This is a genomic window from Blastocatellia bacterium (assembly GCA_025054955.1).
Lineage (GTDB): Bacteria > Acidobacteriota > Blastocatellia > HR10 > J050 > JANWZE01.
In genome coordinates this window covers 102,429-123,413 of sequence record JANWZE010000030.1, presented here as the reverse complement: position 1 = coordinate 123,413, position 20,985 = coordinate 102,429, and the positions used below count along the sequence as shown (strand labels likewise).

The 20,985-nt window shown below is 57.0% G+C and carries 17 protein-coding genes, 2 tRNA genes and 1 other RNA gene; 3 read left to right on the top strand and 17 right to left on the bottom strand.

Annotated elements, in window-relative coordinates:
* From NZ823_03680 to NZ823_03655, 6 genes are all read right to left on the bottom strand, one after another.
* Positions 1-608: SDR family NAD(P)-dependent oxidoreductase (locus NZ823_03680; protein ID MCS6804227.1), on the bottom strand; the 608-nt coding region annotated here is incomplete at its 3' end.
* Positions 609-644: 36 nt separating this feature from the next.
* Positions 645-1,730, bottom strand: coding sequence for a phosphotransferase family protein (locus NZ823_03675; protein MCS6804226.1), 1,086 nt, complete (start codon positions 1,728-1,730; stop codon positions 645-647).
* Position 1,731: 1 nt separating this feature from the next.
* On the bottom strand, positions 1,732-2,937 hold the full coding sequence (locus NZ823_03670) for an acyl-CoA dehydrogenase family protein (protein ID MCS6804225.1): 1,206 nt from the start codon (positions 2,935-2,937) through the stop codon (positions 1,732-1,734).
* A gap of 184 nt (positions 2,938-3,121) precedes the next feature.
* A complete protein-coding gene (locus tag NZ823_03665) occupies positions 3,122-4,174 on the bottom strand; it encodes an NHL repeat-containing protein (protein MCS6804224.1) in 1,053 nt (350 codons plus the stop codon).
* A 772-nt stretch (positions 4,175-4,946) separates the two neighbouring features.
* On the bottom strand, positions 4,947-5,879 hold the full coding sequence (locus tag NZ823_03660; protein MCS6804223.1) for a CPBP family intramembrane metalloprotease: 933 nt from the start codon (positions 5,877-5,879) through the stop codon (positions 4,947-4,949).
* 201 nt (positions 5,880-6,080) lie between these two features.
* Positions 6,081-7,364 (bottom strand): replication-associated recombination protein A, encoded by a 1,284-nt coding sequence (locus NZ823_03655; protein MCS6804222.1) that lies wholly within the window; start codon positions 7,362-7,364, stop codon positions 6,081-6,083.
* Between the two features lie 161 nt (positions 7,365-7,525).
* On the opposite strand from NZ823_03655, the gene NZ823_03650 reads away from it, so the two are divergent.
* A complete protein-coding gene (locus NZ823_03650) occupies positions 7,526-10,663 on the top strand; it encodes a M36 family metallopeptidase (GenBank protein ID MCS6804221.1) in 3,138 nt (1,045 codons plus the stop codon).
* 15 nt (positions 10,664-10,678) lie between these two features.
* Positions 10,679-12,316 (top strand): hypothetical protein, encoded by a 1,638-nt coding sequence (locus NZ823_03645; protein ID MCS6804220.1) that lies wholly within the window; start codon positions 10,679-10,681, stop codon positions 12,314-12,316.
* A gap of 111 nt (positions 12,317-12,427) precedes the next feature.
* On the opposite strand, the gene NZ823_03640 is transcribed toward NZ823_03645, so the two are convergent.
* From NZ823_03640 to NZ823_03590, 11 genes are all read right to left on the bottom strand, one after another.
* Complete coding sequence (locus NZ823_03640) at positions 12,428-12,991, bottom strand: hypothetical protein (protein ID MCS6804219.1); 564 nt, start codon at positions 12,989-12,991, stop codon at positions 12,428-12,430.
* Between the two features lie 211 nt (positions 12,992-13,202).
* Complete coding sequence (locus NZ823_03635; protein MCS6804218.1) at positions 13,203-14,438, bottom strand: hypothetical protein; 1,236 nt, start codon at positions 14,436-14,438, stop codon at positions 13,203-13,205.
* Positions 14,435-15,001: a PH domain-containing protein gene (locus tag NZ823_03630; GenBank protein MCS6804217.1), complete on the bottom strand. Its 567-nt coding sequence runs from the start codon at positions 14,999-15,001 to the stop codon at positions 14,435-14,437. The genes NZ823_03635 and NZ823_03630 overlap by 4 nt, the downstream gene beginning before the upstream one ends.
* A 122-nt stretch (positions 15,002-15,123) precedes the next feature.
* Entirely contained in the window at positions 15,124-15,384 is a 261-nt protein-coding gene (locus NZ823_03625; GenBank protein ID MCS6804216.1) for a hypothetical protein, read from the bottom strand.
* 48 nt (positions 15,385-15,432) lie between these two features.
* Positions 15,433-16,029 (bottom strand): recombination mediator RecR, encoded by a 597-nt coding sequence (recR, locus tag NZ823_03620; GenBank protein ID MCS6804215.1) that lies wholly within the window; start codon positions 16,027-16,029, stop codon positions 15,433-15,435.
* 115 nt (positions 16,030-16,144) lie between these two features.
* Positions 16,145-16,459 (bottom strand): YbaB/EbfC family nucleoid-associated protein, encoded by a 315-nt coding sequence (locus NZ823_03615; GenBank protein MCS6804214.1) that lies wholly within the window; start codon positions 16,457-16,459, stop codon positions 16,145-16,147.
* 218 nt (positions 16,460-16,677) lie between these two features.
* Positions 16,678-18,375: a DNA polymerase III subunit gamma/tau gene (gene dnaX / locus NZ823_03610; GenBank protein MCS6804213.1), complete on the bottom strand. Its 1,698-nt coding sequence runs from the start codon at positions 18,373-18,375 to the stop codon at positions 16,678-16,680.
* A 49-nt stretch (positions 18,376-18,424) separates the two neighbouring features.
* Positions 18,425-18,525: signal recognition particle sRNA small type (gene ffs / locus NZ823_03605), an RNA gene on the bottom strand.
* 12 nt (positions 18,526-18,537) lie between these two features.
* Positions 18,538-18,627 (bottom strand) — tRNA-Ser (locus NZ823_03600).
* A 36-nt stretch (positions 18,628-18,663) separates the two neighbouring features.
* Positions 18,664-18,751: transfer RNA gene (locus NZ823_03595), tRNA-Ser, on the bottom strand.
* An 11-nt stretch (positions 18,752-18,762) separates the two neighbouring features.
* Positions 18,763-18,939 carry a hypothetical protein gene (locus tag NZ823_03590; GenBank protein ID MCS6804212.1) on the bottom strand — a complete coding sequence of 59 codons (177 nt, stop codon included), beginning with the start codon at positions 18,937-18,939 and terminating at the stop codon, positions 18,763-18,765.
* Positions 18,940-19,156: 217 nt separating this feature from the next.
* Here NZ823_03590 and NZ823_03585 point away from each other — a divergent pair, with 217 nt between their 5' ends.
* A complete protein-coding gene (locus NZ823_03585; GenBank protein MCS6804211.1) occupies positions 19,157-20,962 on the top strand; it encodes an alpha-amylase family glycosyl hydrolase in 1,806 nt (601 codons plus the stop codon).
* The last annotated feature ends 23 nt before the right edge of the window (positions 20,963-20,985 follow it).

Genomic DNA, 20,985 nt, shown 5'->3' with positions numbered 1-20,985 from the left:
GGCAAGCCAGCGAGCAACGGTGTATCGAAAATGCCCGGCGCGATTGTCACGACGCGAATTCCTATTCGCGCCAGGTCACGCGCCACCGGCAGCGTCATGCCGACAATGCCGCCTTTGGAGGCTGAGTACGCAGCCTGCCCGATTTGCCCATCAAAGGCGGCAATCGAGGCCGTATTGATGAGCACGCCGCGCTCACCGCCGGTCGTCGGCTCATTCTGCGCCATGGCGGCTGCCGCCAGACGAATGACATTGAACGTGCCGATCAAATTCACTTGAATGACATTGACGAATGACTCCAACGGATGCGGCCCATGTTTGCCGAGTACCCGCTCGGCTAAGCCAATCCCTGCGCAACTGATCGCGCCGTGCAAACCGCCATACGTGGCCACAGCCGCGTTAATCGCGTTTTGCACACTTGCTTCATCGGCGACGTTTGTCTGAACAAAGTGCGCACAGGCGCCCAGCTCTGCCGCTGTGCGTTGTCCGGTTTCTTGATTTAAATCCGCGATAATAACATTGGCGCCGGACTCGACCAGCAACTGCGCTGTCGCTCTGCCAAGCCCCGATCCGCCACCACTGATGAGAAATGTTCGTCCTTCAATATTCATATTTGCTCCACCATAGTGACTGCTTATATAGATTTCTTACCCACCCAGCCGGTTGATGCGTCCTGTTTGAATCGCGCGGAGCGCCGTTTGTCCGAGCACGCGCACCATCTGGATCAATCCGGCAAAGCGTTCGTCCTGAGAAAATCCTTGCTTATATCGGCGATAAATCTGCTGCACAATCACGGCGATTTTGAACAAAGCGTAAACGTAGTAAAACAGCAGATGCGATAGGTCACGTCCGCTCTTTGCCGCGTAGCGTTCGGCCAGTTGTTGCCGGCTCAGATTGCCGGGCAGCGTGGTCAAGCAGAATTTTGATTCTTGCAATTCATCCGGATCGTCAGGATCAACCCAGTAGCCAAGCGTCGTGCCCAGGTCCATCAACGGATCGCCAATCGTGGCCATCTCCCAATCCAGCACGGCGATGATACGGGCTGGATCGTTCAGATCAAGAACCAGATTGTCGTACTTGTAGTCATTGTGAATCAGCGCCGCGCCAGTTTCAAACGGCATGTGCGCGGCCAGCCACTCGGCGACGCGCTCGATCTCTGGAATATCATCGGTTCGCGCGTTTCGATACCGTTCAGTCCATCCCTTGACTTGCCGGGCCACGTAGCCTTCAGGCCGACCCAGCTCGCCCAATCCGGCTGCGCGATAATCAATCGCGTGCAGCTCAGCAAGGTTATCAATCGTGGCTTCTGAAAGGCGTCGCATCAGCGCCGGCGTCAATTGGAGCCCCTCGGGCGGCTTGGTGCGCAGAATCATGCCTTTGATTCGTTCCATCACGTAAAACGGCGCGCCGAGCACTGATTCATCCTCACAGTAGATCAACGGGCGTGGGACCTTGCTGTACACAGGCCAAAGATGCCGCAGGATGCGATACTCGCGGCCCATATCATGAGCCGTTTTGATATTGGCCCCGAACGGCGGGCGTCGCAAGACCAACTCTCGCTCGCCGGCGCGGAGCAGATACGTTAAGTTTGAGTAGCCGCTAGGAAATTGCTCGACGAGCAGCGGAGGCGTGAAATCAGGCAGGTGCGCCGCCAGGTAGCCTTCCAGCTTTTCAATGTCCAACTCCTCGCCCGAGCGCACGGCCTGCGGGCGATCCATCCAATCCATGTTCATATCACCCAACCTCAACACCGTAAGTTCGCAGAATCCGTCGGGCGACCGATGCTTTGTGCACCTCATCAGCGCCATCATAAATGCGCGCGGCCCGCTCATGCCGATACCAAAACGCCAGCGGCAAATCATCGGTGACGCCAAGCCCGCCGTGCACCTGAATGGCGCGGTCCAAGACGCGCTGCAAGACGCCGGCCACATAAAACTTGATCAGCGATATCTCATCACGCGCGGCGCGCGCGCCTTCATGATCTATCTTCCACGCGGCTTGCAACACCATCAACCGAGCGGCATTGATCTCAGCTCGGCATTCAGCAATCCACTGCTGAATGATTTGTCGGCTGCCCAGCGGCTTGCCCGGCGCCAACTGTCGTCGAGCAGCGTGCTGGCACATCAGCTCAAACGCCCGTTCGCAAATTCCTATCCAGCGCATGCAATGGTGTATGCGCCCCGGCCCGAGTCGTTCTTGCGCCAGCACAAATCCGTCGCCTTCCGGGCCGAGCCGATTCGTCTGTGGCACACGGCAATTCTGAAATTCCACCTCGCCATGCGTGAGCCAGTCCTGACCCGTTTCGCCCATCACAGAGACGTTCCGCACCAGGCGGTAACCGGGCGTGTTCAATGGGACCAGAATCTGACTTGCCCGCTTGTGCGGACGTTCAGCTTCAGGATTGGTAATGGCCATCACGATGGCAAACGTCGCCCCGTCAGCAGCCGAGGTGAACCATTTCCGGCCATTGATGACGTAGTGATCGCCATCTTTGACCGCTGTCGTGCCCATCCACACGGGATTCGAGCCAGGATAATCCGGTTCGGTCATGGCAAAACAACTGCGAATCTCGCCACGCGCCAACGGCATCAAGTAGGTCTCTTTTTGCTCCTCTGTGCCAAACTGCATCAACAGTTCCATGTTGCCGACATCAGGCGCTTGACAGTTAAACAAGAAGTGTCCGAGCGGGCTTCGTCCCAGCTCTTCACTCACATGAGCGAACTCCCGCAAGGTCAAGCCAACGCCACCATACTGTTTCGGCAGAAACGGCGCCCACCACCCCTGTTCCTTCACGCGCTGCCTCAGCGCGTGCAATGTCGGCAGGAGTTGACCAAATCCTTTCTCCACTAACGGGCGTTCGAGCGGATAGACTTCCGCCTGCATGAACTGGCGGATGTCCTGCGTCATAGCTCGTATCTTTTCATCAATCCTGAAATCCATTGTACCTCCTCGCTTGGGTAACACGTCGGCGCTCAAAATAGCACGAAGAGAGAGCCTGACTAAGTAAGCACATCAATCAGCCAATAGGCTTCATAGATCAGCCAGGGGCTTGTAAATTAGCCAATCGGCTCATAGAGAACGTCGCTTGGCTAGCTTGCGCTTTCTTCAGAAAACGCGCGCTCATCTATTGAGCAGTAGCGCGGACAACGCGAATGCGATAGTTGAACGAATCAGCGATGTAAATCGTGCCGGCGGCGTCTACCGCGATGGCTGATGGATTGTTTAATGAAGCTTGATCGGCCGGACCGCCATCGCCGACATAACCGGGAACACCGTTGCCCGCTACTGTGCTGATCACACCATCAGCATCAACTTGGCGAACGCGATGATTGGATGTATCCACAATGTAAATCAGACCGGACGGATCAACGGCTACATCTTGTGGAAATCGCATACTAGCGGCGGTTGCCGGTATGTGATCGCCGTTGTAGCCGTAGCTCCCATTGCCGGCCAGCGTATGAATGATGTTGTTTTGGTCAATGCGACGCAGCCGATGATTGAAGCGATCCACGATCAGCAGTTCGTCGAGAGCCGTCACACTTATGCGCGCCGTCTCACGGAAACTGGCTTCCAGCGCCGGTCCGCCGTCGCCAGCGAAGCCACGTTGTCCATTGCCGGCTACTGTTGTGATGATGCCATCAGGGTCAATCTTGCGCACTCGATAGTTGCCGACATCGGTGATGAAGATGTTGCCCAAGGTGTCAAAGGCAACATCCGACGGATAAGCCAAGCTGGCCGCTGCCGCCGGTCCGCCATCCCCACTGAAGTCGCGCGCGCCGTTGCCGGCAACCGTCCTGATGATGCCATCAGCGTCAACGCGACGGACGCGATGATTGCCCAAATCGGCGATGTAGAGCCGACCAGCAGCATCAATGGCCAGTCCTGCTGGCGTGGCCAGTTGCGCCGTGATGGCCGGACGATCATCGCCGTTGAAGCCGGCTACACCGGTTCCTGCAATGGTCGTGATGATGCCGTTTGCACCAATGCGACGGACGCGATGGTGCGTGATGTCGGACAGATATAAGTTACCGGCCATGTCTACAGCCAGCGCTGATAACGTACCGAATCGCGCCTGTGTGGCCGGCCCTCCATCGCCGCTGAAACCGGGCGCGCCCGTTCCGGCTATGGTTTCGATCACGCGCCCTGTTTGCCACATTGCCGATGCCACGTTCCCCATGACGCAGCAACCAACGACTAGAAGAAAGAGAACACTGCAAACTATGCGATGACTTTTCATCTCTCTGTTACCTCTGATCTGAAATGACCTCACCTGAATCTCGCTGCTTTTGCTGAGCCTTTATTCTTATGTAATGCAGGCGGGCGCAATTCTAGCATTGCGCTTCTCCGGGGAACAAGTCCGGCTCTGGAGAATTTCTTGATTGACAAAGAGGCCTCGGTCATGGTGATGTCGTCCAATGGTTCTGCGTCAATCCAAAATCCTATTCGCCGGTCGTGCGCAAGATCAGTTGGTCTTCACCGATACTACGCAACGCAGGGCGATAGACGCGCCATCACAAACTACTGGCCGGATCAGTGTGTTACGGCAGACTACACGACTTGCAGGCCGCTTGCGCGGCTGATGGGAAACGAGCGCGGAGCATGAGGGCGATTCCTGAATTTATCTTGGAGTGCGCCGGCAGAGCGAAGCGGCGACGGCGCTTTCTCCTCTGAAAATCGCCCACGAAACACACGAACCTCACGAAAGAACTGTATTTTCTCGTGGCGAGCGCGGAGCACATGGGCGATTCCTCTAAAATAACCATTTTCGTTATGCCTGCGAAAAGAATTTCATCGTTCCTGGTGAGCTTAGGCGCTTGGGCCAGTGCCTGTCGCTTCATCAGCGATGACCTTCTCCGGACTCTTGATGTGAGCTACTTTTGAAAACAACATCCTATCGCGTGAGGCTCGTTGCCGCCGCGCGTTGAGGCGCTGGAGGACCTGTCAATCAATCATTCGTCAATGCCTCGATTCTTTTGTCGAGTGTGCGCCGGTGTCAGCCAGCGGGCGCGCCACAGAAGCGCGGTAGAGCCAACAATCACGATCGTGACGATCAGTCCGCCTTCCGGCCCATAGGCGCCGCCCGTTAACCATGCTGGACCGTTTTGCTCGGATGTCAACAATGATCCCTGAACGATTCCTTGCAAGCCACTCACATTCAGACCATAGATAGCACTCATCGCCCAGTTCCACGACCAGTGCAGGCTCGTGCACAACCAGAGACTGCGCGTCTTCAAATAGGCGACGGCGAGCCAACCGCCGGCCAGGATCGTATTGAACAGACCGAGCAGCGAGACGTTCGGATTGCCCGCGTGAGCGAGACCAAATAACGTTGAGGTCACCAACACGCCCCACACCGGATGCCCGTCGCGCACCATCGTTTGCAATGGATAACCGCGACAAACGAGTTCTTCAAACGCACCGGCCAGATTAAAAAACACCAGACTCACCGTCAGGCTGTAGAAGATGTCGTTCATAGACAGACCTGACCATCGCAGCGACATCCAGCCGGCGCTCCATTGGATGCCCACCGTCACCGACATCATGAGGACTGCCAAGCCAGCGCCAAGAGCGTAATCGCGCCACCACCCGATGTGCAGGTGGTAACCTATCGAGCGCAGCGGAGCATGGTCGAACGCATGAAGGCAGATAGCTGAGGCAATCAACACGGCCAGAATCAACATCAGATTATGCACAGTGGCCGTGAACGGATCGTTGATGAGGAACTGCTCACGAGTGGGTTGATCCGCTTCGCTCACCATGAGCATCGTGAGCGCGCTAAACAACGTGTAGAGCGGGATCAAGAGGGCAAAGAAGATCACGACACGCCAGCCGGAGCGCAGCGTCTGTCGCTGTGGATTGATGAAGATGAGGTAGAATTTCATAGATCAATCGAATCGCTCGACGATGGTTGCAAGCCAACATCCTGAATCATGGAGCGGTCGGTCGTCCCCGTCACGCTCAGTCGCGTGAAGGCGCTATCGGCGACGCTCAGCCGGATGAGTCAGCGTCAATAGACGCGCCATCGGCAGGTATTCGCTTCACTGAACGATCGTCGGCATTGCTGCCGCTTGCTTGACGGGCTTTCACTCGTCCACATAGCGGCGGCCTTTGAGCGATTCCGGCAAGCACTCCATCTGGCCTTCGGGATCGTCCGGCGTGTAATCATGAGCATATTTGTACTCTCGGCCATATCCCAATCGTTTCATCAGCTCGGTCGGCGCATTGCGCAGATGCAAGGGCACTGGCTCGCGGATGTTTTCCAAAGCGTCTTGCTGAGCAGCACTGTATGCGCGGAGCACGAGATTCGATTTCGGCGCGCGGGCTAGATACACCGTCGCCTGCGTCAGCGCCAGGCGCGCTTCCGGCAAACCAACCATCTGCACGGCATTGAACGCAGCCACGGCTTGCACGAGCGCCTGCGGGTCAGCCAGGCCGATGTCTTCTGATGCATGAATGATTAGCCGACGAGCAATGAACAGCGGGTCTTCTCCAGCTTCAATCATTCTGGCTAACCAATAGACAGCCGCATTGGCATCGGATTGACGAATGGACTTAATGAACGCTGAGATCAAATTGTAATGTTCCTCGCCGCTCTTGTCGTAAAGGAGCATCGGACGCTGCAAACATTCTCTTAAAACAGCCTCGTCAATCACCACTGTGCCATCCGGTTCATTTCGACCGCACATCACCGCCAGTTCAAGCTGATTGAGGGCAACGCGCGCATCGCCTGAAGCGTAGCGGGCAATCAGGCTGAGCGCGTCCTCATCAATGCGCACGGACAACGTTCCCAACCCGCGCTCTAAATCGCTGAGCGCCCGTTTCAAAATAACCACGATCTCGTCAACGGTGAGCGCATTGAGCACAAAGACGGTCGTCCGCGAGAGCAACGCTCCGATCACTTCAAACGACGGATTTTCTGTGGTCGCGCCGATGAAGATTACGTCGCCACGCTCGACGAACGGAAGAAAGGCATCCTGCTGAGCTTTGTTCAGGTGATGCACTTCGTCAACAAATAGAATGGTTCGACGGCCTGCCTGCCGGCGAACTTTCTGCGCCGTCAGCATGACCTGGCGAATTTCTTTGATTGAACCCAACACAGCGGAGAACGGCGCAAAGTGCGCGTTTGTCTGGTTCGCTAGGATACGCGCCAGTGTCGTCTTGCCGCTGCCGGGCGGGCCCCACAGAATCATTGAGGCTAGTTGGCCTCGTTCAACCATGCGGCGCAGTGGCTTGCCCGGCCCAATCAAGTGCTCCTGACCAACGCACTCATCCAACGTTTGTGGACGGAGCCGATCAGCTAGCGGCTGACCTTCCAGCGCGCGCGGCTCGGTTGGCGACGCTTCAAATAAACTCGGCGTGTGCTTCATGACGCACAATTATCCCATACCAGCGAGCCGAATCCAATCCATCACCTGAAACGCCGCGAACTCGCTTGCCTTGCCTGTCAGTTTCATGGCATAAATGCAGGCTCATAGCCTTGCTCTGGCCGAGCTGCGAGGCAAGGAGCTTAGCAGGAAGGAGGCGGTTTATGGTTCGTCGCTCTCAGATTCGTTCACTGGCGAACATTGCGATTACAATGAGCCTGCTGGTTTCGTTGTGTGTGCCGTTCACTACATCGGCACAGAAGCCGATCACTTCGGATACAAAGCCGATGCAATCGGTTGAATCCTTGCGATTGGAGGACACCTACGATATACGTCGTTCCGTGACGGGGACGCGCCACTCGCCGACGCCGGCCCAACTGGCTGTGGTGCAGCGCCTGCAAGCGCAGATCAAGGGGCTTGAAGTCCGCTTCGATCCATTTACCGGCGTGCCACGTCATGTCTTCAGTCTAGCTGAGCGGTTGACGGCGCCGCGTCAGGCTGACGCGCTCACCATTGCGCGCGATTATTTGCGGGCACACAGGACACTCTGGCGACTGACCGAGCGTGACATCAGCCAACTGGTCGTTGCCAAAAATTTTCGCACGAGACACAACGGTGTCAGGCATGTCGTCTTCAAACAGTTCTATCACGGGCTTGATGTGTTCCAAGGCGACATCAAAGTCAACATAGACCGGCACGGGCAGATTCTTTCGGTCAATGCCAATTACTTCCCCGACATAGTTGCCTCGATGACGCCGCGGCTGTCGGCCACGGAGGCGGTGCAACGCGCAGCCGATTACATGGCGCCGCATCTGGCATTCACACCACGGATCACGGCTGTCGCCACCAGCGTCGAGCAGGCCACGACGTTTGAACAGGGTCCGTTTACCAGCGAACCGACAGCCAAGCTGACCATTTTCCCGGCTGCCGACCGCGCCCGCCTCGCTTGGAAAGTGCGCCTCCACTTGATGGACGAGCTAGCTTGGTACGACATATTAGTTGACGCTGAGACAGGCGAAATCTTATTCCATCACAACCTGATAAAATTCAGTGAACCTGACGGACTGGTCTTTGACGTTCACCCTGATCGGGGACCTCAAGTGCTACGCTCGTTTGCCGGCGATCCGATTGCTTCGCCCAATTCATGGGTGTCACCCTGGCCGAATACAGGCACACAAGGCAACAACGCGCTGACGTTGCCGCTGGCCTTCAATGCCGAGCAGCGGTTTCACTTCCCGTTCGCCAACGTCTATGCCACAGAGGGATTGAACGCATTTGATCTGGATAGGACGACGCTGCGCTTCACGCCGAATGCCGCCGGCGGTTATGACGTGCGCATCGAGCCATTGCGATTCGACGCGAACCTGGGAACGGATATAACGTCGCGTTTGCGGCCTGACCGAGACGATGGCTCGGTCAGCCAGGCTTTAGGATTTTCCTTTCCGTTTTTCGGCACGGTGCGTAACACCGTATTCATCAACGCCAATGGGAACATCACCTGGACTGGCGCCAACTCTGATGCGACGGAATCATTCGCCGACATGATCATGGCCTCGCCGCGCATTGCTGCGCTGTGGGACGATCTGGACCTGAGCGCGCTGCCTCAGGGCAGCGGCTTGTTCGTTCGACGTGATGCCGACCGTCTGGTGATCACCTGGAACAGAGTGCCACAATTTGGCGCTGCCGATGCCAATACCTTCCAGATCACGTTGCTCGCAGATGGCGTGATTGAGCTCTCGTATAATGGTATCCGCGCGACCGATGCGCTCGTCGGCGTCAGCCGTGGCGCCAACGACTTCAACTTACGAGCTGTGGACTTCAGCGCGATCACTTCGCTCACCGGCTGGCGCGATGGCCTGGCTGAGAAATTCCCCTCGATCGAACTGGACGCTGTTGCCACCAACGTGTTTTATCACTTCAACCTGTATCACGATTATCTGTACAAGCTCGGCTTTGATGAAGCTGCCGGCAATTTTCAAGCTGATAACTTCGGGCGTGGCGGCGTGGGCAACGATCCCATCATGATCTGGCCGCAGCACACAGGCGTTAACAATGCCTTTTTCGGCACGGCGGAAGATGGCCGACCCGGCTTCTCTGGCTTTTACTTGTTCACCTCGCCGCCGTTCCGTCAGGCTGATTCGGCGCTTGATGCGGACGTCATCTACCATGAAGCAACGCATGGCTTGACGACGCGGATGGTCGGCAATGCCTACGATGCCAGCTCGCTCTCCAGCTTTCAAAGTGGCGCCATGGGTGAAGGCTGGAGCGATGCTTATGCCAACACTCTGACCAATGATCCAGTTACCGGCGAATACAGCACGGGCCGCGATCACATTGGAATTCGCAGTGTCAACTATGCAGCCAATTCGCTTACCTACGGCGATTTTGGCAATCGGCGCGGTCCGCTCACTCGATTGACGCTGGCTGGCCAACCCATCACCGGCGGCCTCGCGCTGGAGCGCACGTTCATCGCCCAGGTGCATCAAGACGGTGAAATCTGGGCCACCGTCATGTGGGACTTGCGAGAAGCTCTGGGCAAGGAAGTGGCCGAACAACTGATGACCGACGGCCTGAAATTCACGCCGTCCAATCCCTCCATGCTCGATGCCCGTGATGCGATCTTGATTGCCGATGTCGCCAACGGCGCTCGTCATCAAGCAGCCATCTGGAGCGTGTTTGCCGCGCGCGGCATGGGCGTATCCGCTCGCGCGGATAACGGGGATGATACGGTTGTCTTTCACGCTTTTGACACGCCATGGGCACGGCTGCCAGCCGGTCGCGAGATCATTTTCTCCGACACAGTCTCATCGAGCGCAAGCGAATGGACGGTCACTGGCGATAGCGGCAACGGCGCGCCGGCGCTCTGGCATATCTCATTCCGACGGGGAACTGCCTGGTACTACGGGCGTCAAGACACGCGCACTTACAATACCGGACAACGCAATTTCGGTGCGTTGACCTCGCCTGTGATCCACTTGCCCACGATTCCACCCAACAGCGCCATTGTGCTCACGTTCGATCATTTCCTCCGTGCGCAGGATGTTTTCTCCACGGTTCGCGATAATGGTTACGTGCGCGTGATTGAGACGGCGACCGGCCAGGTCTGGCAAGTCGCTTTCATCAATAACAACACCATCGGCGCTCTAGGCAGCGAATCGTTCCAACGCGAAGAGATCAATCTGTCGGCATTCGCCGGCAAGACGATTCAAATTCAGTTTTACTTTGACACGATTGATGCCAATACCAACGATGCTGAAGGTTGGTTCATTGACAACATCATCGTCAGCCGACGAACGCGTTAACCGGAGTCATCAACCGTGAAACAACGCTTGCTGCTTATCAGTGTTGCATTGATGCTGAGCGCCGTGTCATGGCTGATGCCGCTGGCAGGTGTGAGGTCAGCCATCGTTCAACAGGCTCATGGAGTGGAACTGATCAGTCACCATGCCGTCGGTGGCGTGATGCTGGCCGACATCTGGGTTCACGGCTCGTTCGTCTACCTGGGCACACGAGATGCAGGCGCTGGCGTCAAAATCGTGGATGTGTCCAACCCGACCAATCCGCAGTTAATCGCTACACTCGTCACCAATTCGAGCAGTTCCTATGAAGATGTCGTCGCGATTGAGGTCAATACAGCCGATTTTCGCGGGACACTGCTGGCTGCCGGTTTGCAGCCGTTGGGGGCCGGCGGCGTGCGTGGCGTGCAATTCTGGGATGTCACCAATCCGCGACGAGCGCAACAACTAGGCTTTTTGAGTACCGGCGCCATGAGCAGCGGCGTGCACGAGCTATCACTGTTTCAGCGCGGCGGCCGTGTCTTTGCGTTGTTGGCCGTGCCAGGTTCAGAGGCTGCCGGCGCGGGTGGCGATTTCCGGATTGTCGAAGCAACCGATCCACGCCGTCCTAGACAAGTGGCCGACTGGGGCGTGCAAGCCGGGCTGGGATTGCCTCTAGGCGGCAACGTGTTCTGTCACAGCGCAGCGCCGAGTCCTGATGGCAGGATCGCTTATTTGTCTTACTGGGATGCCGGGTTCATCTTGTTGGATATTTCCGATCCAGCCAGTCCGCGGTATCTGGGACGCACTCTCTATGCGCCCAATGAAGAAGGCAATGCCCATTCAGTATGGCCGGCCAACGGCGGCGCCCTGTTGCTGGCTGCCGACGAAGACTTCAGCCCCGGCGGCATCCAACTAGAGATCACTGAGCCGCTGCCGCTAGCTAGCTTAATTTCGGCAGCTGAAGGCAGCCTCGGCCCTCAACTCTGCGGGCTGAACCCATTGAGTGGCGCGCTCGCTTATGTGGGCCGTGGTTGCGATGGTGACATGTTGCTCAGTTCTCCAAGCGGAAGAATTGCGCTGATTGATCGCGGCACGTGTACGTTCCGCGATAAGATTTTGCGTGCGCAACAGGCCGGAGCTATTGCGGCGCTTATCGTGAACAATGTTCCTGGTAGCCCAATTGCGCCGGGCGGCGATAGCACGGGCATCACCATTCCGAGCGCCATGATTTCACTGGAGGATGGCAACCGCCTCAAAGCTGCTCTGGCTAGCGGTCAGGCAGTACGCGCCACGCTCCGGGGCGATCCCAATGCGACCTGGGGCTTCTTGCGCATCTTTGATATTTCCGATCCAACTCGCCCTCAGCAGATCAGCTCGTTTGCGACACCGAACACACGCCGATGCCCTCCGCCGGATAGCGGCTGGTATACCATTCACAATCCATTTGTCATCGGACGCACGGCTTATGTTTCGTGGTACTCCGATGGCGTGCGCGTGCTGGATATTGCTGATCCGACCACGCCCCGCGAGATAGGATTTTTCGTGCCGCCTGATCGAACGGATGGGCGCGGGCCGCAGGGCGGCAAATCGCTCGTTTGGGGCGTCTACGCGCAGAATGAGTTGATCTTCATTAGCGATATTAACACCGGCCTGTACATCTTGAGACTGCGTTCATAGGGTGTTGTCGCGGATCTGCAGCTCTGTTGGCGGCAGTGGACAATCTTCGAATTGTGTTTCCTGTTTCACTCGTTACTCTGATTCGGTGCTGCGGCGGAAGGTGCTGACTCGTTACTGCAAGTCAATGTAGTTGCGCAGTGCCTTGAGCAGATCATTCTCCAGCACACCCAACGAGACACAGGGGACCCATTTACTCGACAGCGTGTCCTGAGCCAGTCCTTCGATCACCGCCGTCACGAGCACTTGCGTGGTGGTCGCCTCAACCGGACTGACGCGGATCTCCAGCCGATACCGGCCGCTGGCCCACGACCGCGCCTCAGCGACCGGCAACTGTGACACGCGCTCCAATTCAGCTCGGCTCACAACATTGCCACGAGTGAAAACGTAAGGCGTGGTGATGAACAATCCCTCGTGAGGCCGGCTTTTTTCCTGATCAAGCGTGAGCTTCTGTTGCTTGATGACTTCGGGCACGGCCTGCATGACCACGCTCAATGCAGCATTGAAACGATAGGGATTCGGCAACAGCTCGTCGCGCACTTTGCCGCCAAAATCAATGCCACTACGGCCGCCCGGCTTGGGCGCTCCGGGACTTGGTGGCGGCTGACGCGGGTCTTGACCAACCGCGACTGCGTGCAGCCCCACCACAAGGGCAAATATGATCAGAAATCGTTTCACGTTAATATCTCTCCCAACGGGAATCATAGGCCTGAACCGATAAACCAAGCAAGCCACCAGCGTCACATGGCTCCGGTTCATGTGGATCAACGAAGGACAAGACGATTGAGGTTGAGCGCCGGCTCAACTCGCATTTGAGCAAGTTGCCAAAGCAATCAAGCGCCGAGCCAAAAAACACCGGGACGAAGCATCGGCGACGCGAACAACGGGTCTACTTTCCCGGCAAGCGTTTAACCGCGTCCTCATCAATCGGTGGCAACAGATTATCCAAATTGAGGCGCATCATGCCGCCGGCGTCGGTGAATCCTTCCCAATTGCGCCGCCGCCACCGTCGCCAGAAGAAAATAGCAGTCCCCAGGAGCACACCGCCGGTAATCGTCACCAGTAGTGATAACCCGATGAAAGCAAAAGCAGCCAGATACGTATCAATCAACGATATTTGTTCGGGATCAGGCTGCAACTCGCGCAGCATTTCCAATGGACTCTTTTTCAGCCAATGAATCGTCGGCGTATAGTCAACTTGGTCCACGATCGCTTGCATGGCCTGACGGTCGTTGACGTTGAACGCGACGATGATGTAATTGCCTTCGCGTTTGAGCAGCCGACGGCTGCGCTCAGCTTCCGGCAAGGCCTCGATGGCGCGTTGCACTTGCGGATAGGCCGCCGCCGCCAGTTGCGGTGTGTGATACTCCACAATCAGCAACGGTGATTGAACACCCCCCACCTGATACTCCGCCAATGCCGCTTCAACGGCTTCGCTGGCCAGCATGAACGGGTCATACGGCTCCTGCGGTCCGAGCAATCGGTTCAGCGCCAACGGCCCGGCAATGAAGCGTTGCGTGCCCGGCAAGAGACTCTCCGATGGGATGTGCTGCATGAGAATAGGAATTTCCGAGTGCCGTGGCGCGATGCGCTCATCGAGGCGCCGCGCCAGCTCAATCAACGTCGCGCTGTCAATCGCATCGGATCGCGCAGTCAAGCAGACATAGTATTCGCCTTTGAAAAAGCTCAGCCGGTTCGATTCTACCGCTCCTTCAGTGCCGATGTTGATCGGTTGAGCCTGAATACTCCGTTCGAGTGAATAGGCGCCATAGGCAGCGACAAAGTGAATCAGGCGAAAAATCTCCACACGCACCGAGCGACCATCAGCCCGCTGGTAGTCGGCAATCGCTACATCGCGCAAGCCGTATTCGCCGAGCAATTGACCGCGTTCGGGATGACTGCTCACAAACGCCGCATGGCTCAGCGGCAACACCGAACCGTTCAACTGCCACTGGCCCAGCCGCGCCGGCAACAATCGAGCGGTCATACTGACGGGCTGCACTTCGATAATCCGAGACCCTTGCGATTGTGCGCAAACCGCGCCGCCTTTCATCAACACCCAGCAGCACAGACCGGCAGCTAACAACCGCCGCGGAGTGACTAATTGAATTCGTCTCGCGCTCATCGTTGGTATTCTTGAACCTGGTGCAAAATCACGTCAGCATATCGGCTCGGACTCGGGATATTCCTCAACGGAATTTTACCCCCTTGCGCGGCACTGTCAATGACGATGTCGCCAATGCCGAGCAACCGCTCCATGACCGTCTGCGTGACGGTTACATCCTGAACTTTGCTCAGTGGGATATTGCGTCGCAGCTTGGCAATCAGTCCGTATGTCAATTCGATTTTGCGGTTGGTCAGCGTATAAACCTCGCGCTGCCGCAAAATGTGATGGTAGACCGCTGGCAGAAGCAACAGCACACCGACAATCAGCAAGCTCCACCACGGCACAATGCCCGGACGATATTGCTGGGCAAACCAATACGCTGCGCCGGCCGCTCCGATAAGCATCAGCGCAATCAGATAACGGCAGACGACAAATATCAGGCTTGGCCGGAGCACGAGTACGACCTGTTCTTCATCGTTCAGCTCTTTGGCCAGCGATGGCGACGCCGACAAGCCCGCGCCACAGGCGTTACAAAATCGGCTGCCGGCAGGATTCAGATGACCACATCCTGAACAGCGCATGGGCGATCATCAACGCTGATTAAAGCGATTTTCAATTGCCTTTCGCCTGGAGGCTCCCCGTCTTGCGGGTTCATGCACGTTGTAAGCGTGCGCTTCCGAAGTAAACTCATTCGCAGACCGCTCTAACGGGATTGAGCGCCACGGCTCATGTGATTGTGCGCGGGGCCGTGATAGACACGCCAGCATGCTTGACAGCGGTAGACAACATGGCCGGCGGGAATCCGTTGCCGAATCTGATCGGGCGCTGTATTCCACATCTTCAATGGCCCCCAGCAAGGTTTGCCTTTCGCATCTTTCTCGTCGCAATTGGTCTGATAGCCTTTCATCGGCTTTGGCTCCGGTTGTGCTTCAGTCGGTTGCGCTGTTTCTACATCAGTCGCCATACGTGTGCTCTCCTGCTACGTTGTCTTCATGGCAATCATGGCAATTGGTCACATCTCGCGGCGATTAGCTAACGCTTTGTTCATCGTGACTTCATCGGCAAATTCTAAGTCACTGCCCACCGGCAATCCCATAGCGATCCGTGTCACGGTCAGACCTAACGGTTTTAACAAGCGGGCCAAATAATGAGCCGTCGCTTCGCCTTCCATGTTTGGATTGGTGGCAATGATGATCTCTTTGACCTGCCCATCGCGCAGCCGCTCCAGCAGGCTGCGAATCTTCAACTGGTCTGGACCAATACCGCGAATCGGCGACAGCGCGCCGTGCAGCACATGATACAGCCCATGATATTGGCGTGTCTTCTCGATGGTGACGAGATTGGTTGGTTCCTCGACAACACAAATCACGCTACGGTCACGGTTCGCATTGGCGCAATAACGACATGGGTCCACATCGGTGAAGTTGTGGCAACTCGAACACAGCACAATTTGCTCGCGAACTGCCTCGATGGCGGCCACCAATCGGCGAATATCCGCTGGCGGAACGCGCAACAGATAGGCCGCAATCCGCTGTGCAGACTTGTGCCCGATGCCCGGCAATCGCCGCAGCTCGTCAATCAACCGACGGATTGGTTCGGCATAATCCACCATGACCTATTCTCTGATCCCTGAGTACAAGCTCAATCACCGGGAGCCGTGCCGACGCGCGGTTCTCCATTGATTGCGGCAACAGCGGCAACGCTCACCGGTCTTGTCTGGCCCGCTAGGAGAAGAAACCGCCAAGGCCAGGCAGATTCAAATTCTTCATCGTCTGTTGCTGCACCGCTTCGTCCACCTTGCGACTACACTCATTGAATGCCGCGATGAGCAAATCATGTAGCATGTCGGCATCGGTCATCACTTCCGGATCAATCTTCAGTGAGACAATCTGTTTGTGCCCCGACATCACTACCGTCACCATGCCGCCGCCGGCTGTCGCTTCAATCCGCATCTCTTCGAGCGCCCGCTGCAAGTCTTCCTGGATGCGTTGGGCTTCCTGCATCAACTTTTTCATATTCATGCCACCGGGAAATTTCATCTGCTCCTCCTCGGTCAAAGAACAGCCGACGCGCTATCCTCCAACCTGCGTTGATGTCCTCTACAATGGATTTCGCTTGGGTGTTCATCCGTGACGGGCATGCTGCCCAGTGCCGATGGGCCTTTGATCTTGAACATCCCATCCGATCCTGAACATCCGTCTGAAAACCGCTGTAACATGATCACGATTAACGAACTCACCACTGCCCTTGCCGCGCTCTATGCTTTCGGCTTGACATTGGTCAGCTCCCCTTTGAATGTTTTGATCAATGCTTGCACGGTTGGGTCCTGCTCAGCCATTTGCCGCCAAGACGTCAGTGGGGTCGGTGCAGGGGATTCATCTTCCACCACCAGCAGCAGCTTGACGGGATGACCGACCAGCTCGCTGGCCGTCGCTTCGATCAGTCGAATCTGGTCTCGCTGGCTCAATGTCTCTTTCAGCAATCCGCCACTTCCCCGACACACCACGCGCAGTGTCTCTCCTACCAATTCGATCTTCGCAGCGTCATCGAGCATGGCCGCCAGGAGCATCTTGCGGCGATCATTCAACGCCGCTTGAAGCTGCGCTCGGAGGCCATCAGCCCGAAGCGCCGGCGCCACAGCCGTGGCCGTCTGTTTGCTTCCTTCCGATTGTCTCGGCTTTAACAAACGCTCTGTCGCGGGCTCCGGCTTCTCTCCGGCCGGCGCTGCTGGCGACGGCGCCACCACGCCTGATGCTGAAGCAAGGCGATCACTGCCACCGGAGCCGCGCTCATCGCCGACGCTGCTTCGCACGCGTTTCTCCAGAGCTTCCAACCGAGCAACCAGCTCGGCCACCGACCGTAATCGTCCTGCTTGCGCCAGTTTGATCAAGCCGATTTCCAATTGAAATCGCGGCTCTGTTGTGTATCTCAACGTTTGCTCAATCTCGGTCAGCAGGTGAAAGGCACGGATCAGTTCCGCTGGTGAGAAGCGTTGCGCGAGCGGCTGCAGCGCGTTCAGCTCGGCAGTGCTCAATGGCAGCAGTTCGCTGTCATACCCGACCGAGTTCAGTACCAGCAGATGGCGAAACCACACCATCAGCTCACGACAGAAGTAACGCACATCATGACCATGCTCAACCAGCGATTGAACCACCTGCAACACCTTGGGACTGTCACCATCGGCAATGGCTGTGGCCGCCTGGGCGAGCCATTCTGGGCCAATGAGGCCTAATGCACTGGCGACATCGTCATCGTGAATCGTCGTGCCGGCAAAGCTGATCACTTGGTCAAAGGCCGATTGCGCGTCGCGCAAGCTGCCTTCGCCAGCGCGAGCGATTCTGCGCAAGGCTGTCTCGCTAATGCTGATGCGCTCTTGCTCGGCGATCAGGCGGAGCCGCTCGTAGATTTTGTTTTCAGGGATGAGCCGGAATTCAAAGAATTGGCAGCGGGAGAGGATCGTTTCGGGAACCTTGTGTCGTTCGGTCGTCGCCATGATGAAGAGCACGTGCGGCGGCGGCTCTTCCAACGTTTTGAGCAACGCGTTGAATGCGTGATTGGAGAGCTGATGCACTTCATCAATGATGAAGATTTTGTATCGGTCTCGCGCCGGCGTCGTGGCGATCGTGTTGATGATCACTTCGCGAACGTTGTCAACTTGTGTGTGCGTGGCCGCATCAATTTCCAGCACGTCAATCGAATGCCCCTGGGCGATCTCCACACAGGCGGCGCACTGGCCGCACGGATGGGGCGTCGGTCCGTTGACGCAATTGAGCGCGCGGGCTAATATCCGAGCAGTCGTTGTTTTGCCGACGCCTCGTGGTCCAGCAAAGATGTAGGCATGGTGCAATCGCTGATCGGCAACCGCATTGTAGAGAGTGCGGGTGATTGGTTCCTGGCCGACAACATCCTCAAAGGTTTGCGGTCGCCACTTTCTGGCAATGACTTGATAGCCCATTTCACTCCCGCACTCAAAAGGTGTTTATCGTCTCATGGTGGTTCTGGCCAGGCTTCGGGTTGACCCGCAGCACCCGTCCGTCAACTGCTACCGTTGCTGCCTTCCGGCCCTGGCGGGGTTCACAGCCCGTCCGTCGCACGAGGCCCGAAGCCTGATAAAGGCTGGCGGTGAGGGTGGGATTCGAACCCACGGTGAGGTTTCCCCCACACACGGTTTCCAGCCGTGCCGAATCGTCCACTCTCGCACCTCACCGCATCCGTTCGTTTTGCTTCATTGCGCATGCAGTCATGGCGGAGGGCGGGAGACTCGAACTCCCAAGGGCCGTGAAGCCCGCCGGATTTCGAATCCGGTGCCTTACCAATTAGACTAGCCCTCCACACCGACTCTTCATGCTGACTTCATCAGCTTCCAAACGAAGCGGGATTGTATCACCTCCCGTTCAGCTTGTTCAAGCAGGCTTGGTGGTTGCTTCGATCCAGCATCGCTTTCGGCTTGACTTTCATCGGGCGACTCAGCATATTTCAATCGTCGCAGGTTGAGTAACAACGTTGTGGTTTTAATCACCTTGACGACCTCTAAAGCAAGTCAATATGGGTCATCGCAATTTCCTATTCATACGTTTTTGCTTCACCGCTCAGAGGCAGCCTCAACCGGCAGAGTGGCCCGTCAAGCCATTGTGGCTGAGCGCCCGTCCACATGAGGCAGGCACAGGGGAAGCTGCTGTCGTGCTCGCTCGCGTCAAGCCATTGTGGCTGAGCACCTGTCCACATGAGAGGAGCCGATGAAGCAGCAACCTGCGCCCCGATGGATCGTCTGGTTGCTGGCGATGACTGTCGCCGCGTTGCTCGGCGCATGCCGGTCTCGCGAGCCGCTCTATCAACAAGAGTTGACCGGGCCGTGGTATTTTGCCGTTGATCCTCATGATCAGGGCATCGCCGACCGTTGGTTTATGCCAACGTTTGATCGAAGTCGCTGGCGACGCATTCCACAACTCGGCCTCTGGGATCACTACAATTTGCAGAATTATGACGGCTCTGGTTGGTATGCGTGTCTGTTCGAGTTGCCGCCGCTCGGGCGGCCGGAGATGGCGCTGATCTTTTCCGGCGTGGATGACAATGCCGATGTCTGGGTCAATGGTCGCGCTGTCGGAAGTCACGCCGGCGCCAATATGCGGTTCGTGATCAATATCACCGGCCACACGCGACAGGGCGATAATTGGCTCGTCGTGCGCGTGACCGATACGGGCGGGCCGGGCGGATTGAACGGAACAGTCAGCCTGCGCCAGTTCAACCGGTTTGAGGAGGTGCAACGCGGACCATTGGCCGCGCTGCCAGCGCCAGACAGTCCCGATTGGGTCAGGCGAGCTGTCATCTACGAAGTCTATGTGCGAAATTTCTCGGCGGACGGCTCGTTTGCCGGATTACAAGCGCGACTGCCGGAGCTGAAAGAGCTGGGTGTCACCGTCATCTGGCTGATGCCGATTCATCCCATCGGCAAAGAGAAACGCAAAGGCCGATTAGGCAGTCCTTATTCGGTGAGTGATTACTACAAAGTCAATCCAGAGTTCGGCACGTTCGAGGACTTTAAGAATTTGGTTCGGGCCGCTCACGCCCTAGAGTTAAGAATCATCCTTGACATGGTAGCCAATCACACCGCGTGGGATCATCCGTGGTTGCAGCAGCATCCCGAATGGTACACGCGGGACGAGCGCGGACGGGTTGTCTCGCCGGTCGAGGATTGGAGTGACGTGGCAGACCTGAACTATGACAATCCCAATGTGCGCCGAGCGATGAACCAGATCATGCGCTACTGGGTGCGAGAAACCGATGTGGATGGCTTTCGCTGCGATGTCGCCGAATTGGTGCCGCTCGATTTTTGGCAGACCGCGCGCTCAGAGTTAAACAAGCTCAAGCCGTTGCTCATGCTGGCCGAGGGCGAAAAGCCTGAACTGCATGTGAACGGATTTGATCTGACCTATGCCTGGAATGTCTATAAGGCGCTGGTCAATATCTTTGAGAAAAACGGCTCAGCGCGACTCATTCACGATGCGTTGCGTGATGAAGCATGGAATTTTCCGCGAAACAGCTTGCGATTACGGTTTACTTGTAATCACGATGAGAATGCCTGGCGCGCTCCGGCGATCAAATTGTTTGGGCCTGAAGGCGCCAAGGCGGCGGCTGTGTTGACCGTGTGCTTGCCGGGCGTGCCACTGCTCTACAACGGTCAAGAGGTCGGCCACGATGAACCGCTGCCGCTCTTTGAAAAAGCGCCGATTCAGTGGCACGAGGATCGTTTCGCCATGCGACCGTTTTACCGGGAACTACTGCGGGCGCGGCGTGACACGCCTGCTCTGATTGAAGGAGAAATGGAATGGGTGAGCGCCGGCGCCGAGGATGCCGTCGTGGCATTCTATCGTCGGCACGCGCAGGGCGATGTGCTGGTCGCCGTTAACCTGAAGGGAACGGCGCAGCAGGTGCGCTGGCCGATGTCGCCACCAGCCGTCGAGAAAGTATTCGGAAACGGCTCATATCAAGGTGGCCAAGTGGACCTGCCGCCCTATGGTTACCTTATCGCCAAGGCGCGTTGATAGTCCTGAAGGCCGGCGCAGTA

Bases quoted from the DNA above. Each gene is read 5' to 3' on its own strand.
- NZ823_03675 (MCS6804226.1), bottom strand. From the start codon at position 1,730: ATGAACATGGATTGGATGGATCGCCCGCAGGCCGTGCGCTCGGGCGAG.
- NZ823_03670 (MCS6804225.1), bottom strand. From the start codon at position 2,937: ATGGATTTCAGGATTGATGAAAAGATACGAGCTATGACGCAGGACATC.
- NZ823_03665 (MCS6804224.1), bottom strand. From the start codon at position 4,174: ATGGGGAACGTGGCATCGGCAATGTGGCAAACAGGGCGCGTGATCGAA.
- NZ823_03660 (MCS6804223.1), bottom strand. From the start codon at position 5,879: ATGAAATTCTACCTCATCTTCATCAATCCACAGCGACAGACGCTGCGC.
- NZ823_03655 (MCS6804222.1), bottom strand. From the start codon at position 7,364: ATGAAGCACACGCCGAGTTTATTTGAAGCGTCGCCAACCGAGCCGCGC.
- NZ823_03650 (MCS6804221.1), top strand. From the start codon at position 7,526: ATGGTTCGTCGCTCTCAGATTCGTTCACTGGCGAACATTGCGATTACA.
- NZ823_03635 (MCS6804218.1), bottom strand. From the start codon at position 14,438: ATGAGCGCGAGACGAATTCAATTAGTCACTCCGCGGCGGTTGTTAGCT.
- NZ823_03630 (MCS6804217.1), bottom strand. From the start codon at position 15,001: ATGCGCTGTTCAGGATGTGGTCATCTGAATCCTGCCGGCAGCCGATTT.
- NZ823_03625 (MCS6804216.1), bottom strand. From the start codon at position 15,384: ATGGCGACTGATGTAGAAACAGCGCAACCGACTGAAGCACAACCGGAG.
- NZ823_03615 (MCS6804214.1), bottom strand. From the start codon at position 16,459: ATGAAATTTCCCGGTGGCATGAATATGAAAAAGTTGATGCAGGAAGCC.
- dnaX (MCS6804213.1), bottom strand. From the start codon at position 18,375: ATGGGCTATCAAGTCATTGCCAGAAAGTGGCGACCGCAAACCTTTGAG.
- NZ823_03585 (MCS6804211.1), top strand. From the start codon at position 19,157: ATGAAGCAGCAACCTGCGCCCCGATGGATCGTCTGGTTGCTGGCGATG.